Raw genomic sequence first — 16,722 nt, 5'->3', positions numbered from 1 at the left:
GCCGGAATCCAGCGCGATCAAGTCCTTGATCGCGAAAGACTCTTCAAGCCGCGCAGACGCGCGGCTGCTGGATACCGGGTCATCCTCGGACTTGATCCGGGGACCGGTATGACGGAATGACCGTGCTGCTCATCATCACTTGAAACCGGAAACGCTCTGCCCCCTCAAGGAGAACTGCCCGTGAAGACCATCGCCGCAAGACTTCTCGCGCTGTTCGTCTTGCTGGGCGTGGCCTTCCCGGCCTTGGCGGAGGAATTCATCCGCTCCTACCATTCCGTCGTCGAGGTGGCGGCGGATGGCAAGCTGACGGTGACGGAAACCATCACCGCCCGCGCCGAAGGCCAAAACATCAAGCGCGGCATCTTCCGCGATTTCCCGCTTTATGCGCTGGATGCGAAGAACCGCCGCACCAAGGTGGATTTCAACGTCGTTTCGGTGGAGCGCGATGGTGCGCCGGAAAACTGGCGCACCGAAAGTATCGATGGCGGCATCCGTATCTATACCGGCAGCGCCGACCGTTTTCTGCCGACCGGCGAACACATCTTCCAGATCACCTATACCACCGCCCGGCAGATCCGTTATTTCAGCGATTATGATGAGCTGACCTGGAACGTCACCGGCAATGGCTGGCAGTTCCCAATGGGCGAGATTTCCGCGACCATCACTCTGCCGCAGGGCGTCAAGGCCACCGATACAGCCGTCTTCACCGGTCCGCTTGGCGCGAAAGGCAAGGATGCCCGCATCCTCAGCGAAGGCAATGAAGTCTTTTTCGCCTCCACCCGTCCATTTTCGGTGGGTGAAGGCATGACGGTCGCCGTCAAGCTGCCCAAGGGTGCCATTGCCGCGCCTGATACCTCGCAGGAGGCGGGCTGGTGGCTGCGCGACAATCTCGCCATCCTGCTTTCGGGCGGCGGGCTTCTGGCTGTGCTGCTTTATTATCTGCGGGCGTGGTTCGCCGTTGGCCGCGATCCGGCCAGAGGCGTGATCGTGCCGCGCTGGGATGCGCCGGAAGGGCTTTCCCCGGCTCTGGTCAATTATGTCGATAATCGCGGTTTTTCCGGCGCGGGCTGGACGGCGCTCTCTGCCTCGGCCCTTGACCTTGCGGTAAAGGGTTTCGTCGTTCTGGAAGACCTGAAGAATTCCATCGTCATTCGCCGCACGGAAAAGGCAACCGCTGCCAATCTGCCGACCGGGCAGAAGACGCTGCTCTCCGCCATCGGCGGTGCGGGCAAGGTACTGACCATCGACAAGGCCCATGGCGCGGAGGTTGAGAAGGTCGGAAAACAGTTCCGCGCGGCGATAGAAAAAGAACATCGCGGCAAATATTACCGCAGCAATGCCGGTTACACCGTCTTCGGCATTCTTTTCAGCATCGCCATCATCATCGCGACGCTGGTGTTCGGCGATCTCGATGAAAGCGCCATTGCCGCCGTCCTCGTCTTCGGCTTTTTCGCCTTCTTCTTCAGCATCCTGTCGATTGGCATCGGCCGGCAGTTCTCGCGCGGCGCACCGCTGCGCAAGCGCATCGGCGGCATCGTCATGCTGGCCTTTGCCGGTTTCGTGGCCTTTTCGGCCATTGGCGGCGTCGCCACGCAAATCCTGCTGGATGTGACGCATGACACCAAGTCGCTGGCGCTGGCCGCCATCGGCGGCATCGTGCTCACCAATGCGCTGTTCCTGTTCCTGATGGGCGCGCCGACCCCGCTCGGCCGCAAGCTGATGGACGGTATCGAAGGTCTCCGAACCTATCTGACGCTGGCGGAAAAGGACCGGATGAACATGGCCGGCGCGCCGGCCATGTCGCCGCAGCATTTCGAGACATTGCTGCCCTATGCCGTGGCGCTGGGCGTCGAAAAACCGTGGAGCCGCACCTTCGAGGCCTGGCTTGCAACGGCTGCCGCCGGTGCCGCTGCTGCAACTTATGCGCCCGGCTGGTATGCGGGCAGCCATTACGGCAGCTTTGGCGACAGGATCGGCGGCTTTTCCACCTCCATGGCCAATACCATCGCTTCCACCATTCCTCAGCCAGTCAGCTCCTCCGGCTCCAGCTTTTCGGGCGGTGGCGGCGGCGGTTTTTCCGGCTCCGGGGGCGGCGGCGGTGGCGGTGGCGGCTGGTGATGCGCGCCTGCGGTAATTTAACCGATAGCTGGTGACTTTTGCCGCTGGTCTTGCTAAGTCCGCGACACTCTTTTGCAACAGATTAAAGTCCTGATCCCATGCCCGATCTTCTGCTTGAACTTCGCTCCGAGGAAATCCCCGCCCGCATGCAGCGCAAGGCGGCGGGCGATCTGAAGAAACTCGTCACCGATGCCTTGGTGGAGAGAGGGCTGACCTATGAGGGCGCACGCGAATATTGGACGCCGCGCCGCCTGACGCTGGATATTCGCGGCCTCAACGCCCGCTCCGCCGATGTGCGCGAGGAGAAGAAAGGCCCGCGCACCGACGCCAATGAAAAGGCCATCGAGGGCTTTCTGCGCGGCGCCGGCCTCAACGATATCTCGGAAGCGCAGGTCGTTTCCGATCCGAAGAAGGGCGATTTCTACGTCGCCATCATCAACAAGCCCGGCCGCCCGGCGGAAGAGATCATTGCGGAAGTGATGCCCGGCATCATCCGCTCCTTCCCCTGGCCGAAATCCATGCGCTCCGGCCCGGCCTCCATGCCGAAGGGTTCCAGCTACGCCGGCATCGAAGGCAAGGGCTCGGAAAGCCTGCGCTGGGTGCGCCCGCTGCAATCCATCGTCTGCCTGTTCGGCCCCGAGCACGATGAAACGCAGGTCATTCCTTTCGTCATCGACGGCATCGTCGCCGGCAACGTCACCTATGGCCATCGTTTCCATGCGCCGGGCCCGATTACCGTGCGCCGTTTCGAGGACTATGTCTCGAGCCTTGAAAAGGCGAAGGTCATTCTCGATGCCGAGCGCCGCAAGGATATCATCCTGCACGACGCCAAGGATCTGGCCTTCGCCAACGGCCTCGATCTGGTGGAAGACGAAGGTCTGCTGGAAGAAGTCTCCGGCCTCGTCGAATGGCCGCAGGTGCTGATGGGCACTTTCGAAGAGGATTATCTGCAGATCCCGGCGGAAATCATCCGCCTTACCATCAAGACCAACCAGAAGTGTTTCGTCACCCGCAATCAGGGTGCGGAAGAAGGCCTTTCCAACCGCTTCATCCTGATCTCGAACATCGAGGCGAGCGATGGCGGCAAGGAAATCATCCACGGTAACGGCAAGGTCGTGCGCGCCCGCCTGTCGGATGCCCGCCACTTCTGGAACCGCGATCAGGGCGATCTGCCCGATCTCGAAACGCTGAAGGACTCGGCTGCGAAATTCAGCCTCGATCTCAAGAAGCCGCTCGATCAGCGCATGGCCAAGCTCGATGCGCTGAACGTTACTTTCCACGCCAAGCTCGGCACGCAGGGGGAGCGCGTGGCCCGTATTCGCGAACTGGCGAAGGCGCTGGCCCCGGTTGTCGGCGCCGATGCCGCGCTGGTGGACCGCGCCGTGGTGCTGGCCAAGGCCGACCTGCGCACCGAAGCCGTCGGCGAGTTCCCCGAGCTTCAGGGCCTGATGGGCCGCAAATATGCGGCGCTGCAGGGCGAAAACGAAAGCGTCGCGGCTGCTATCGAAGACCACTACAAGCCGCAAGGCCCCTCCGACCGCCTGCCGGCCGACAAGGTGGCGATCACGGTCGCTCTGGCCGACAAGCTCGATACGCTCGTCGGTTTCTGGGCCATTGATGAGAAGCCCACTGGCTCGAAGGACCCCTTCGCACTGCGCCGTGCAGCGCTCGGTGTTGTGCGCATTCTGCTTGAGAAAAACGTGCGCCTGCCACTGCTGAGCGTTGCGAAGGACCCGGACCTTCTCTCCTTCTTCCATGATCGCCTGAAAGTTTATCTGCGCGATCTCGGTGCCCGTTACGATCTGATTGACGCCGTTCTCACGCCCGAATCCGATGATCTCCTGATGATCGCCCGCCGTGTCGAGGCGCTCACCGCCTTCATCACCGGCGAGGATGGCAGGAACCTCCTGGCAGGCGCCAAGCGCGCCACCCAGCTTCTGGCCGCCGAGGAAAAGAAGGGCACCGTCGTCGCCGATGGCGTCTCGGAAGAGCTTTTGAAGCTCGATGCCGAAAAGGCGCTCTACGCGGCGATCAAGACAGCCTCTGCCGATGCCGCCAAGGCCGTCGAAGGCGAGGATTTCCGCTCGGCCATGCAGGCGCTTTCGACGCTGCGCGCGCCTGTCGACAAGTTCTTTGAGGATGTGCTCGTTAATGACGAGGATGCGGCCATCCGCGCCAACCGTCTGGCGCTGCTGAAGGCCATCCGCGAGGCCACCGGAACGGTCGCAGATTTCTCGAAGATCACCGGGTGAGCCATGTTTGCCAATGGTAATGTTTGTGTTACCATTGCGCCATGAGGGTCGTTGAATACCTGGACCGGGACGGGTCGAGCCCATTCGGGCGCTGGTTCGTGGAGATCGATGCGCGTGCTGCATCCAGGGTAGTGGTGGCCGTGACCCGAATAGGGCAGGGCAATCTCTCCAATGTCAAATCCGTCGGATCCGGTGTTCTCGAATACCGGATCGATTATGGTCCCGGATATCGTGTCTATTTCGGCCGTGATGGTGATGAGCTGGTAATCCTGCTGATTGGCGGTACCAAGTCTCTGCAGCAGGGGGATATCGAAGCGGCCAAGGCCTTCTGGCTGGATTACAAAGCCAGAAAGAAGATCGAAAAGGGCACTTAAGATGGCGCTGACGCGAGAATTCAAACAGACGGTCAAGGCTCGGGCGGAAAGCGACCCTGCGTTCCGTGCTGCCCTCTTGTCGGACGCAGTGGAACTGCTGCTGGAGGGAGATATGGAAACCGGCAAGGCGGTGTTGCGGGATTTCATCAATGCCACGATTGGTTTCGAAACATTGTCCGAACAGGTGGATGTGCCCGCCAAAAGCCTGATGCGCATGTTCGGCCCAAAGGGCAATCCGCGGGCTGATAATCTGTTCAACGTCATTCACGCGCTTCAGAAAAACGCCGGCATTCATCTTGCTGTTGCAGCGGCGTGATGGTTCCCAAAATCCTCATCAGCGCCTGCCTCCTCGGCCAGCCCGTCCGTTATGACGGCAAGGGTAAACCTCTTTCGCACCCGGCGATTGACCGTTGGCGCAGCGAGGGCAGGCTGGTGACGATCTGTCCGGAAATGGCCGGCGGCATGCCCGTGCCGCGCCCGCCAGCCGAAATCGAAAACGGGGCTTCGGGTCTCGATGTGCTGGAAGGCCGCGCCCGCGTGCTGGAGGCGACAGGCGGGGATGTCACGGCTGAGTTCATCGCCGGTGCGGAAAAGGCGCTGGCCTTCGCCAGAACCAATGGCTGCACCCATGCGCTTCTGATCGACGGCAGCCCGTCCTGTGGTTCGATTGCGATTTACGACGGTTCGTTTTCGGGTGTTAAACATGCGGGCAACGGCGTGACGGCGGCGCTGCTCGAAAAAGCCGGTATTGCCGTATTTTCTCCTGCCGATATCGACGTGCTGGATGCGCTGACACGTTGAGACGAGGCGACGCAAACACGGCCATTGTTTGCTTCTCGATGTGGTAAATACTCTCCGCCGTCATCCTCGCCCTTGAGGCGAGGATCCATTCCCCGCTGGAGAGGTGGATCCTCGGGTCGAGCCCGAGGATGACGCCGAACGGGTTGAGAACGTGGAGAGCACTGGAAAGCATGTAAAAATGCCGGGTCTATGCCCGGCATTCTTGTCTTGAGTGCATGAGACCGTTCGTGGTCACCCCGCCATGCGCATCTCGCGCGCCATGCCGTGAAGCTGGTGGCCGGAGGAGACGCGGAAGCCGCGGATGAGGTTCAGCAGCTCTTCGGTGTCCACGGCCAGCGCTTCCGCCGAAGCCGTGGTTTCTTCCGCCATCGCCGCATTGTGCTGGGTTGCGACGTCGAGCTGGTTGAGCGACGAGGAGATCGAGCGCAGCGTCGTATCCTGCTCGGCGGCCGAATGGGCGATCTTGCTGACGATCTCGTTGGCCGATTTGATCTGATCGGAGATGCGCTTCAGCGCATCGCCGGCCTCGCCGACAAGGCGCACGCCGTTTTCCACCTGGGCGGAGGAGCGGGCGATCTGGTCCTTGATCTCCTTGGCGGCGGCGGCGGATTTCTGCGCCAGTTCGCGCACTTCCTGCGCCACCACGGCAAAACCCTTGCCGGCTTCACCGGCACGCGCCGCTTCCACGCCGGCATTCAACGCCAGAAGGTTGGTCTGGAAGGCGATGTCGTCGATCACGCCGATGATGTTGGAAATCTGGTCGGAAGATTGTTCGATACCGCTCATCGCCGTGATGGCCTCTTCCACCACCCGGTCGCTGCGCGTGGCTTCCGAGCTGACGGTGGTGACGCGCTTGGCGGCGTCAGCTGCACCTTCCGCCGTCTGGCGCACGGCAACGGTCAGTTCATCCAGCGCAGCCGAGGTTTCCTCAAGGTTCGCGGCCTGCCGCTCTGTCCGCTGCGACAGCTCGTTGGAAGCCTTGCGGATCTCCTCCTTCGAGCCGCCAATGTCGATGCTCTTGGAATTCACCTTGGCCATGGCGGCGTCGAGATGGGTCAGCGCCTCGTTGAAATTGTCGCGCAGCGCCGCATAACGGTTGCCGAGATCGCCGCAGCGCACGGTCAGATCGCCACCCGCCAGCTTTTCCAGTGCCTCGCCGATGGTGGTGACAACCCGGGCCTGCAATTCCGCCTCGTCGCGCTGCATGTCGAGATTGTTCTGGCGCTCGGCATTAAGCTGCCGCTGCTGTTCTTCCTCACGGCGCTGCATGGCGTGGCGCTCGCGCACCTTGTCCTGCAGCGAGGCGGTGGCCTTGGCCATCATGCCCACTTCATTGGTGAGGCCTGTATGGGGAATGGCGAGCGAGACGTTCTCATTGGCCACTTCGCCAAGCGCCCGGTGAATATCGCCGAGCGGTTTGGAAATGCCACGGATGACGTAGAAAGCCGCGGCAAGCGCCAGCACGAAGATGATCGCGCCGATCGACAGCGCCTTCATCACCTCGCCGCGAACCTGCGCGTTGAGATCATCGATATAAACGCCGGTCACGACCACCACCTGCCAGGGCTCGAAGGCAAGGGCATAGGAACTCTTGGCGTAATCATTGCCTTCCATGCCGGGTTTCGGGCCGTAGAAATCGGTCTGGCCGCCGCCATTGCGGCCAAGCCGCACCAGTTCGTCACGATAGGCAAAACCCTTGCTGTCGGGCTTGCCCTTGAAGCTTTCGCCGACCCGCTTCGCATCGGGATGAAACTTCATCGTCACGTCGTAGTCGTAACCGAAGAGATAACCGTCGGGCGTAAAGCGCATGGCGCTGACGGTCGCGTAAGCCTGTTTCATGGCTTCGTCGCGCGAAAGCGTCCCGGCCTTTTCCTTGTCATGGAAGGATTGCAGGATGGAGATCGCCGATTGCACCTGCGTCCGCAGCATGCCGTAGCGCTCCTCATAGATTGCATCGGTGGCGGATTTCAGCTGGTAGAAGGTCGCCACGGCGAAGGCGGCCATCAGGGCCACCACGAGAACGATCAGTTGACGGGAAATGGAAAGGTTCTTCATGGGCGCTCACAAGCGTTTGGGATCGCGCGCCAGAAAAAGCCGCGCGGTACCGATGTTTCGGAGAGGGGAGAGGCGCATGATGCGCGGTAAAAGGGCCGAAAGCGCAGGTCCGCTCCGTGGCCTCATCTGTGCTGCATCGCACTATAAACCCACTTAGCGGCTAAAAATTTGAATAAATATTTAATTAGCGAAAGCTTTATCAGGATGTATGGGAGAATGGGCAGCGGAGAAAGCGACATTCCCCGCATGGTTGCGGTGTTGCTCGTAAATGCAGTGAAGGCGCGATTATTTGACGTTTGTCATCAAAGCGCTATTGGCGGTCAATTGCCGCGCAGCTGGAAATCCGAGAACTGCGGCGTGCCGATGACCGAGGCGCTGGCCGGCGCGGCCGCGTTTTCGGTCGAAATTTCCTTGACGGCCGCCGTGGTCGTCGTCACATCGATGCCGGCAGGTGTTAAAGCCGTTTCAGCGGGATGTGCCTCGGGTGCTGTCCCATCATAGGTAGCGATGGCTGTACTGGATGGTTCCGCCATCCAGGCGGGATTGGTGCTGACGAAGGTGACGGGCGCCCCACCAAGCCAGGCTTCGGTGCGCACCAGGGTGCGTTTGCCATCGACTTCGCGCATTTCCGTGTGCTGCGTGCCCGGCTCAATGGAGGGAACGGCATATTCCTGCGCCACGGTTTTGCCCTTCACGGGCTGGCAGCCCGCGCAATCGAGGCGAACGAAGCTGCCATTGGTCACATGCACGCCGTTTATATATTCGATGGAAGATGCCATCGCCGACCCGCCGGTCAGCGCGATAACGGCTGTCAGAAAAAGACGACGCATCGAAAAACCCCCGAAGTGACGGCGCGGCCTCATGTTTCAGACACGTTGCGCCATTCAATGTTCGGGCAAGTATTACCGATGTTTCGTTTCCATCAGGTCAGCAAACTTGGTAAAAATTAAACGAAATATTCGCATCCGACCCCGCTTGCCTCAAGGATCAGGCCTTTTCGCGCGCGACGGCCTGCCAGCCAATATCGCGGCGGCAGAAGCCGTTTTCCCATTCCACCTTGTCCACCAGCGCATAGGCGCTGGCCTGCGCTTCCGTCACGGTCTTTCCAAGGGCGGTGACGTTCAGAACACGTCCGCCCGTCGCCACCAGCCTGCCGTCCTTCATCGCGGTGCCGGCATGGAAGACCTTCGCCTCTTCGCTCGCCTCGGGAATATGCGCGATCGGCGTGTTCTTGTCGTAGGCGCTGGGATACCCCCTGGAGGCGAGAACGACGGTCAGCGCCGCATCATCGCGCCATTCCGCCTCAACCTTGTCCAGCGTGCCGGTGGCGGTGGCGTAGAGGATCGGCAAAAGATCGCTCTTCAGGCGCATCATCAGCACCTGACATTCGGGATCGCCGAAGCGGACGTTATATTCGATCAGTTCCGGACCCTTGGCGGTGATCATCAGCCCGGCGAAGAACACGCCGGAGAAGGGGTTGCCATCCTTGGCCATGCCTGAGATCGTCGGCTCGATGATCTCCTTCATGGTGCGTTCCACCATGGCCGAAGTCATCACAGGAGCGGGTGAATAGGCGCCCATGCCGCCGGTATTCGGGCCGGTATCGCCATCGCCCACACGCTTGTGATCCTGCGCGGTGGCAAGCGCCAGCGCGGTCTTGCCATCGGAAAGGCAGAAGAAGCTCGCCTCCTCACCGTCGAGGAAGGCCTCCACCACCACCTCAGCGCCGGCCGCGCCAAAAGCGCCGTCGAAACAGTCGTCAATCGCGGCAAACGCTTCCGCTTCCGTCATTGCCACGGTCACGCCCTTGCCGGCGGCAAGGCCGTCCGCCTTGATGACGATCGGCGCGCCCTGTGCGCGAACATAGTCCTTGGCGGGTTCGGCGGTCTTGAAGCGCTGGTAAGCTCCGGTCGGAATGTTGTAACGGGCGCAGAGATCCTTGGTGAAACCCTTGGAGCCCTCAAGCTGGGCGGCGGCTTTCGAGGGTCCGAAAGTGGCGATGCCGGCGGCGCGCAGATCGTCTGCAAGGCCTGCAACCAGCGGCGCTTCCGGGCCGACGACGACGAAGTCGATTGTCTTTTCCTTCGCAAAGGCGATGACGGCCGCGTGGTCTTCCACATCAAGCGCCACCAGTGTCGCATGGTCGGCGATGCCGGGATTGCCGGGGGCGGCATAAAGCTCATCGAGCAAGGGAGACTGGGCGATTTTCCACGCCAGCGCATGTTCGCGTCCGCCGGAACCGATCAACAGAACTTTCATGGTCAATACCCCTGCAAATTCGCCAGTAACCTTGTGTCAGGGGCGTTAAGGGCAGGGGGCCGAAAGGTCAAGGAGAAAGCGCCGCCAATGCCCGTCTTTCCCTTGAAGTCAGCCTTTCCTGTGGAATCGTTGACGCCTCTTGTTGTCACGCCACAATCAGACATTATGTTCGCCGCTCCAGACATGACAGCAGAGAACCTCATGACCGCAGACAATGCCCGCCTCGCCTCGCTCATAGCCTCCGAAATCAACGCCCGGCCCGATCAGGTGAAGGCGGCGGTGGCGCTGCTGGACGAGGGCGCGACCGTTCCCTTCATCGCCCGTTACCGCAAGGAGGTGACGGGAGGACTTGATGACACCCAGCTTCGCACGCTTTCGGAACGGCTTGTCTATCTGCGTGAACTCAATGCGCGCCGCGCCTCCATCGTCGAGACCATCACCGGTCAGGGCAAGATGAGCGATGAGCTGATGGTCAAGATCATGCAGGCTGGCACCAAGGCGGAGCTGGAAGACCTCTATCTGCCCTATAAGCCGAAGCGCCGCACCCGTGCCGAAATCGCCCGCGAACGCGGTCTCGGCCCGCTCGCCGAAGCCATATGGGAGAACCGCGCCGCCGATCCGGCGAAACTGGCGGAGGCTTATGTTCAGGGCGAGGTGGCCGATGTGAAGGCTGCACTCGAGGGCGCGCGCGACATCGTGGCGGAAACCATGACGGAAAATGCCGATCTGCTCGGCCGCCTGCGTGACTACATGCGCCAGAACGCCACCTTCCGCGCCAAAGTGGTGGACGGCAAGCAGGCGGCGGGCGAGAAATTCTCCGACTATTTCGATCATTTCGAGCGCTGGGCGACGGTGCCCGGCCACCGGGCACTCGCCATGCTGCGCGGCTGGAACGAGGAAATTCTGACGCTGACGATCGATGTCGATGCGGATGATCCCTCACCGGTCAAGCCGGCGCAGCGCACCATCGCCGCCGCCTTCGATATCCGCAATGCAGGTCCCGCCGATCAATGGCTGATGGAGGTCGCTGGCTGGACGTGGCGGGTGAAGCTTTCCATGTCGCTCTCGCTCGATCTGATGCGCGAATTGCGCGAGCGCGCGGAAGAAGAAGCGATCCATGTTTTCGCCCGCAATCTGAAAGATCTGCTGCTGGCCGCCCCCGCCGGCTCCCGCGCCACCATGGGGCTCGATCCGGGCATCCGCACCGGCGTCAAGGTGGCTGTCGTGGATGGCACCGGCAAGCTGCTGGAAACCAGCACGGTCTATCCCTTCCCGCCGAAGAACGATGTGCGCGGCACGCAGGCGGAACTTGCTTTGCTTATCCGCAAGCACAATGTCGAGCTGATCGCCATCGGCAACGGCACGGGCAGCCGCGAGACGGAAAAGCTGGTCGCCGATCTTCTGGCGCAGTTGCCGGCTTCGGCTTCCGGCGCAAAACCCACCAAGGTCATCGTCTCGGAAGCGGGGGCATCGGTCTATTCCGCCTCCGAACGGGCGGCCGCCGAGTTCCCCAATCTCGATGTCTCGCTGCGCGGCGCCGTTTCCATCGCCCGGCGACTTCAGGATCCGCTGGCGGAACTGGTGAAGATCGAGCCGAAATCCATCGGCGTCGGGCAATATCAGCACGATGTCGATCAGGGCCGCCTCAGCCGCTCGCTCGATGCCGTGGTGGAAGATGCGGTGAATGCCGTCGGCGTCGATCTCAACACGGCCTCGTCACCGCTTCTGGCGCGGGTGTCCGGTCTTGGCAGCTCGATTGCCGATGCCATCGTCGCCCATCGCGACCAGACCGGCCCCTTCGCCAGCCGCAAGGAACTGCTGAAGGTGCCGCGCCTTGGCCAGCGCACCTTCGAACAATGTGCGGGCTTCCTGCGCATCCCGAACGGCAAGGAGCCGCTGGATGCTTCCTCGGTTCACCCGGAAGCCTATGGCGTGGCGAAAAAGATCGTCGCCGCCTGCGGCCGTGATCTGCGTTCGCTGATGGGTGACAGCGCCGCGCTGAAGGCGCTCGATCCCAAGCGCTTCATCGACGAGCAATTCGGCCTGCCGACCGTGAAGGACATCATCGCCGAACTGGAAAAACCCGGCCGCGACCCACGCCCGAGCTTCAAGACCGCGACCTTTGCCGAGGGCGTGGACGAGATCACCGATCTTAAACCGGGCATGCTTTTGGAAGGCACCGTCACCAATGTCGCCGCCTTCGGCGCTTTCGTGGATATCGGCGTGCATCAGGATGGTCTGGTGCATGTCTCGCAGCTCGCCGACCGTTTCGTGAAAGACCCGCATGAGGTCGTCAAGGCGGGCGATGTCGTCAAGGTGCGGGTCGTGGAAGTGGATGTGAAGCGCAAGCGTATCGGTCTCACCATGCGCAAGGATGGCGGCGAGGCAGCGCCGCAGCCGATGCGCGAGAAGGGCAATGCCAGCGCCATGCGGCACGCGACGTCAAAACCGAAAGAGCGCAACGAGGGGTCGCAAACCGGTGGTGCGCTTGCCGCCGCTCTGGCTGAAGCCATGAAGCGACGCTGACCTGCGGTTGAAATGATTTTTTACCAAAAAGCCTCGCCGCACACCCCGGCGGGGCTTTTTCCTTGATGAAATCGTTCAATTTTTTTGAAATAAGACTATCTTGCAACTTGTGCCGAAAGGAATACGGTCAGCGAAATTGATAAGTGAGACTTAGCAATTGGGGGTGCCATGGCGTCGTCTCTGCATGTTCTTCTCGAAAAGATAATCAAGACCGGTGATCTCACCGTCAACAGCCCGGGCGGCAGCCGTACATTCGGCAACGGCGCGGGAAAAAAGGTGGTTCTGGACTTCACCGACGAAGCCGCCATGCAGGAGATCGCCGCCGACCCGGCGCTGAAGCTGGCTGAAATGTATATGGAAGGCCGGGCGAAGGTCGCGGAAGGCGACATCTACGATTTTCTCGCACTGGTGAAAGGCAATACGCTGAGCGAGGCGCTGTCCTTCGGCATGATCTGGCGCGGCATGGCGCGTATCATTGCCGCCCGCATCAAGATGCATCTGCCGGTCAATCACAACAAGAGCAACGTCGCTCATCATTACGATCTGAGCGCCAAGCTGTTCGATCTCTTCCTCGATGAGGACTGGCAATATTCCTGCGCCTATTTCAATCCGCCAGGCATCAGCCTTTATGAGGCGCAGGTTGCGAAAAAACGGCACATTGCCGCCAAGCTGATGACCGAGCCGGGCCAGAGCGTGCTGGAAATCGGCTCCGGTTGGGGCGGCATGGCGATGTATATTGCCGAAAGCGCCGGTGCCGACGTGACCGGCATCACGCTCAGTGAAGAACAGCTCCGCGTCTCGCGCGACCGCGCGGCGAAACGTGGTATTGCCGGCAATGTCCGCTTCGAATTGCAGGATTACCGTTACCTGCCGGCCTCGAAGAAATATGACCGCATCGTTTCGGTCGGCATGTTCGAACATGTCGGGCCGACGCATTATCGCGATTATTTCGACAAGGTGGCGGAGGTGCTGGACGACAAGGGTGTGATGGTGCTGCATTCCATCGGCCAGCCCTATCCGGCGCTGGCGACCAATCCCTTCATCGAAAAATATATTTTCCCCGGCGGCTATATCCCCTCGCTTGCCGAGGTGCTGCCAGCGATCCAGAAGTCCGGGCTGCTGGTAAAAGATATCGAAATCCTGCCCATGCATTATGCGCATACACTCAGGCACTGGCGGGAACGTTTTGTGGCGCGAAAGGCGGAAGCGGTCGCACTTTATGACGAACGTTTTTTCCGCATGTGGGAGTTCTATCTGGCGGGGTCGGAAATGGCCTTCACCCACGAAAACTTCCATATTTTCCAGATCCAGCTCGCCAAGGACCGCGATGCCGTGCCGCATGACCGCGACTATATCGCCCGCAACGAGGCGAAGCTGCTGGAATTCGAAAAGACGCGCGCGCCGCTGGAGAAGGTGACGTTCTGAGGCGGGAACATTTCCTGCCGTCATACCGGCCTTGAGCCGGTATCCAGCCAGCCCAAGTCCTTGGGCTGAAAGAACTCTTATAGCCGCGCAGACGCGCGTCGGCTGGATACCGGCTCAAGGCCGGTATGACGGCAGGGGAGCGCTGTACGTTTCTGCCCGCGCTGGTTAATGGAATGGAAAGACAATCCCTCTAATTCTACGGGCACCTGTCTGTATTGCGTTTCTGGGGTTCTTTTCATGTTCAAGCCATCAGCGGCAGTCGCCGCCTGTGTCCTGTCGCTTTTTGCCGTGGGCAACGCCCATGCCGAAGGCTGGTTTTCCGGCGACTGGTATCTGAAGCTCGGCGGAGCGGGGTTCACCGCACCGAAATATCAGGGCGACAACAAGAATGAATTCGGCTTTTCGCCCATCATTTCGCTCGGCCGTCAGGGGCAGGGCGCGCGTTTCACCTCGCGCAACGACAGCGCCTCGATCTCGCTTCTGGATAATGGCCCGATCAGCATGGGTCTTGCCGGCAAGCTGGTATCCCCGCGCGACGAGGGCGACTCTTCCGATCTGAAGGGCATGACCCGCATCAAGCGCGGCGGTGAGCTCGGCGGTTTCGCCGAGGCCTATCCGACCGACTGGCTGCGCGTTCGCGGTGAAGTCCGTCAGGGCATCCGCAGCCATAGCGGCGTGGTCGGCGATGTCGCCGTCGATGCCTTCACCGATATCGCCCCCGGCATCCAGATTTCCGCCGGCCCACGCGCCACATGGGTGAGCAGCAAATATAATGAGCGTTATTACGGTGTAAGTGCCGCCCAGACGGCCGCCGGCGCGCCATCGCCCTATAGCCCGGGCGGCGGCCTGCATTCCGCCGGCATTGGTGCCGCCATCACCTGGAAAGTCACCGAAAACGCCGAAGTCGGGTCGTTTGCGGAATATCGCCGTCTGACCGGTGACGCCGCCGACAGTTCGCTGGTGCGCGAACGCGGCTCGAAGAACCAGTTCATCATCGGCGTTCAGGCGAGCTACAAGTTCAATTTCTCGCTGCCCTGAGGTAGATGAACTCGCTGTTTGGAGATTGAAAACCCGCAGCAGAATGCTGCGGGTTTTTTCTATCCGAATATTCGGTGTCATCCTCGGGTCAAGCCCGAGGATGACAGTGGAGAGGTAAGGCGCTTTCCCGGTCGCCCGAGGACAAATCGTCAAATGCCGCGCATCCGCACAATTTGAAAGCCATTCCGATTTTCCCGCCGATGCTGTAGAACATCCGCATGGTTCACCACAGCGATTTATCAGATCGCGTCTCCGACGCGCCATCCAATAACTGGGTCTATCGGATTTTGCCGAGGCCCCTCTGGCCCTATGCGCAGCTGGCCCGGTGGGATCGCCCCATCGGCTGGCAATTGCTGATGTGGCCATGTTTCTGGTCCGCAGCCCTTGCGGCAAATGTTGCCGCGGCGAGCGGCGGCTTTTCCTGGGCGACGCTGATCTGGCATCTGGCGCTGTTCTTCATCGGATCGGTGGCGATGCGCGGCGCGGGCTGCACCTATAATGATCTGGCCGACCACAAGATCGACATGGCCGTGGCGCGCACCCGTTCGCGGCCCCTGCCTTCCGGCCGGGTGAGCCGTTCGCAGGCCAAGCTCTTCATCGTCTTGCAGGCGCTTGCGGGGCTTGTCGTGCTCCTGCAGTTCAACGGTTTCGCAATCGCCACCGGCATATTCTCGCTGATCTTCGTGGCGATCTATCCCTTCGCCAAGCGCTTCACCAACTGGCCGCAATTTTTCCTCGGCCTTGCCTTTTCCTGGGGTGCGCTGATGGGCTGGGCCGGGCAGTTCGGATCGATCGCCTGGCCGGCTGTCCTGCTTTATGTCGGCTCCATCGCCTGGACGATCGGTTATGATACAATCTACGCCCATCAGGACAAGGAAGACGACACGGCGGTTGGCATCGGTTCGACCGCGCTGCTGTTTGGTGAGAACACACATCGCTGGCTGGTTTTCCTTTATGGCACAGCCCTTGCCATGATTTTCCTGTCGATGTGGATCGCGGGTGTTAACGTCATTGCCTATAGCGGCCTTGCCGCTGCGGCCCTTATGCTGTTCCGGCAGGTCTGGGTGCTCGATATCGATGACGTCGATCAGTGCCTCGTGCTGTTCAAATCCAACAACCGCGTCGGCGTGCTGATTTTCGCAGGCCTCATCCTGCCGCTCTTGCTGGCGTAAGCCATAAAAACAGGGAATGGAAAAAGCCCGGTCGCGTCATCCGCGCCGGGCTTTTTGATTTGTCTGGCTGAAGATTATCAGCTGCGGGCGATGATTTCCTTGCCCTCGATCTTCATGCTCATGCCCAGCGAACCGGTGGAGCGGCGAACGAGGAAGCGCGGGCGGCGCTCCGCGAAATAGGAATGACGGCGGCGCGGGCGGGTATTCTGGGTGCGCACCTTGCCGAGATGTTCTTCCAGCGGACGGGCGACGCCATCGGCTTCCACCATCAGCATGGGAATACGATAGGCTTCCGACCAGCTGCGCCAGTCGGCGGCGATATCGCAGAGATCGTGGGCGACCAGAAGCGGAACGCAGAGATCCGGATCGTCATGGTGCAGCTCCAGCGTCACCGTCACCTGTCCGTCGCCATGGTCGATGGCGCGGGCGGCGACGCCCTTGAAGGCGCGGGCTGGCAAAGCGAAGGACAGAGGCAGGCCGGAAGAGGAAAGAACCTTTCTCAGAACGGCGCCCCGTTCATCGAGAGTGACGGCGACATCGGTCGCGCCATTGCCTTTTCCATAGGTGACCTGTTGCGGAAAACGTGCCGGGTCTAACCTGAGTGTGGCGACGGCCCAGTCGGGCTTCAGAACGGTCTTGGTCATGTTTATTCTACCCTTGTTTTACCTGAGAGCCGGTTTCCGGTCTTCTCATCGGGACTTT

General features: G+C 60.9%; 13 protein-coding genes. 9 read left to right on the top strand and 4 right to left on the bottom strand.

Going from position 1 to position 16,722, the window contains the following annotated elements:
* The first annotated feature begins 180 nt into the window (after positions 1-180).
* The 5 genes from AC5YUO_RS04680 to AC5YUO_RS04660 all read left to right on the top strand — a co-directional run bounded on the left by AC5YUO_RS04680 (position 181) and on the right by AC5YUO_RS04660 (position 5,545).
* Positions 181-2,118, top strand: a complete 1,938-nt coding sequence (locus AC5YUO_RS04680) for a DUF2207 domain-containing protein (protein WP_496154428.1) — start codon at positions 181-183, stop codon at positions 2,116-2,118.
* A 98-nt stretch (positions 2,119-2,216) separates the two neighbouring features.
* Entirely contained in the window at positions 2,217-4,370 is a 2,154-nt protein-coding gene (gene glyS / locus AC5YUO_RS04675; RefSeq protein ID WP_496154427.1) for a glycine--tRNA ligase subunit beta, read from the top strand.
* Positions 4,371-4,411: 41 nt separating this feature from the next.
* The gene (locus tag AC5YUO_RS04670; RefSeq protein ID WP_496154426.1) at positions 4,412-4,744 is read left to right on the top strand and encodes a type II toxin-antitoxin system RelE/ParE family toxin; all 333 of its coding nucleotides are present in this window, start codon (positions 4,412-4,414) and stop codon (positions 4,742-4,744) included.
* Position 4,745: 1 nt separating this feature from the next.
* Entirely contained in the window at positions 4,746-5,060 is a 315-nt protein-coding gene (locus AC5YUO_RS04665) for a helix-turn-helix domain-containing transcriptional regulator (protein WP_496154425.1), read from the top strand.
* Positions 5,060-5,545, top strand: coding sequence for a 2-thiouracil desulfurase family protein (locus tag AC5YUO_RS04660; protein WP_496154424.1), 486 nt, complete (start codon positions 5,060-5,062; stop codon positions 5,543-5,545). The genes AC5YUO_RS04665 and AC5YUO_RS04660 overlap by 1 nt, the downstream gene beginning before the upstream one ends.
* 231 nt (positions 5,546-5,776) lie before the next feature.
* Here the strand turns inward: AC5YUO_RS04660 and AC5YUO_RS04655 are convergent, their stop codons facing one another.
* From AC5YUO_RS04655 to purD, 3 genes are all read right to left on the bottom strand, one after another.
* Positions 5,777-7,600, bottom strand: coding sequence for a methyl-accepting chemotaxis protein (locus AC5YUO_RS04655; protein WP_496154423.1), 1,824 nt, complete (start codon positions 7,598-7,600; stop codon positions 5,777-5,779).
* 320 nt (positions 7,601-7,920) lie between these two features.
* Complete coding sequence (locus AC5YUO_RS04650; protein ID WP_496154422.1) at positions 7,921-8,430, bottom strand: plant virulence effector HPE1-like domain-containing protein; 510 nt, start codon at positions 8,428-8,430, stop codon at positions 7,921-7,923.
* A 157-nt stretch (positions 8,431-8,587) separates the two neighbouring features.
* Positions 8,588-9,859: a phosphoribosylamine--glycine ligase gene (gene purD, locus AC5YUO_RS04645; RefSeq protein ID WP_496154421.1), complete on the bottom strand. Its 1,272-nt coding sequence runs from the start codon at positions 9,857-9,859 to the stop codon at positions 8,588-8,590.
* Positions 9,860-10,060: 201 nt separating this feature from the next.
* On the opposite strand from purD, the gene AC5YUO_RS04640 reads away from it, so the two are divergent.
* From AC5YUO_RS04640 to ubiA, 4 genes are all read left to right on the top strand, one after another.
* Positions 10,061-12,385, top strand: a complete 2,325-nt coding sequence (locus tag AC5YUO_RS04640; RefSeq protein ID WP_496154420.1) for a Tex family protein — start codon at positions 10,061-10,063, stop codon at positions 12,383-12,385.
* 168 nt (positions 12,386-12,553) lie between these two features.
* On the top strand, positions 12,554-13,810 hold the full coding sequence (locus tag AC5YUO_RS04635; protein ID WP_496154419.1) for a cyclopropane fatty acid synthase: 1,257 nt from the start codon (positions 12,554-12,556) through the stop codon (positions 13,808-13,810).
* Positions 13,811-14,047: 237 nt separating this feature from the next.
* Positions 14,048-14,848 carry a MipA/OmpV family protein gene (locus AC5YUO_RS04630; protein WP_035219028.1) on the top strand — a complete coding sequence of 267 codons (801 nt, stop codon included), beginning with the start codon at positions 14,048-14,050 and terminating at the stop codon, positions 14,846-14,848.
* Positions 14,849-15,066: 218 nt separating this feature from the next.
* Positions 15,067-16,020 (top strand): 4-hydroxybenzoate octaprenyltransferase, encoded by a 954-nt coding sequence (gene ubiA, locus AC5YUO_RS04625; RefSeq protein WP_496154418.1) that lies wholly within the window; start codon positions 15,067-15,069, stop codon positions 16,018-16,020.
* A 77-nt stretch (positions 16,021-16,097) separates the two neighbouring features.
* Here ubiA and AC5YUO_RS04620 read toward each other — a convergent pair whose 3' ends face one another.
* Complete coding sequence (locus AC5YUO_RS04620) at positions 16,098-16,664, bottom strand: DUF6101 family protein (RefSeq protein WP_003503226.1); 567 nt, start codon at positions 16,662-16,664, stop codon at positions 16,098-16,100.
* Positions 16,665-16,722 lie beyond the last annotated feature (58 nt).

The organism is Agrobacterium sp. LEGMi-208b (assembly GCF_059511785.1).
Note: the sequence above shows the minus strand (reverse complement) of the source record. Positions and strands in the feature narration are given on the sequence as shown.

Bases quoted from the DNA above. Each gene is read 5' to 3' on its own strand.
- AC5YUO_RS04620 (WP_003503226.1), bottom strand. From the start codon at position 16,664: ATGACCAAGACCGTTCTGAAGCCCGACTGGGCCGTCGCCACACTCAGG.
- ubiA (WP_496154418.1), top strand. From the start codon at position 15,067: ATGGTTCACCACAGCGATTTATCAGATCGCGTCTCCGACGCGCCATCC.
- AC5YUO_RS04660 (WP_496154424.1), top strand. From the start codon at position 5,060: ATGGTTCCCAAAATCCTCATCAGCGCCTGCCTCCTCGGCCAGCCCGTC.
- purD (WP_496154421.1), bottom strand. From the start codon at position 9,859: ATGAAAGTTCTGTTGATCGGTTCCGGCGGACGCGAACATGCGCTGGCG.
- AC5YUO_RS04640 (WP_496154420.1), top strand. From the start codon at position 10,061: ATGACCGCAGACAATGCCCGCCTCGCCTCGCTCATAGCCTCCGAAATC.
- AC5YUO_RS04630 (WP_035219028.1), top strand. From the start codon at position 14,048: ATGTTCAAGCCATCAGCGGCAGTCGCCGCCTGTGTCCTGTCGCTTTTT.
- AC5YUO_RS04670 (WP_496154426.1), top strand. From the start codon at position 4,412: ATGAGGGTCGTTGAATACCTGGACCGGGACGGGTCGAGCCCATTCGGG.
- glyS (WP_496154427.1), top strand. From the start codon at position 2,217: ATGCCCGATCTTCTGCTTGAACTTCGCTCCGAGGAAATCCCCGCCCGC.
- AC5YUO_RS04635 (WP_496154419.1), top strand. From the start codon at position 12,554: ATGGCGTCGTCTCTGCATGTTCTTCTCGAAAAGATAATCAAGACCGGT.
- AC5YUO_RS04655 (WP_496154423.1), bottom strand. From the start codon at position 7,600: ATGAAGAACCTTTCCATTTCCCGTCAACTGATCGTTCTCGTGGTGGCC.
- AC5YUO_RS04665 (WP_496154425.1), top strand. From the start codon at position 4,746: ATGGCGCTGACGCGAGAATTCAAACAGACGGTCAAGGCTCGGGCGGAA.
- AC5YUO_RS04650 (WP_496154422.1), bottom strand. From the start codon at position 8,430: ATGCGTCGTCTTTTTCTGACAGCCGTTATCGCGCTGACCGGCGGGTCG.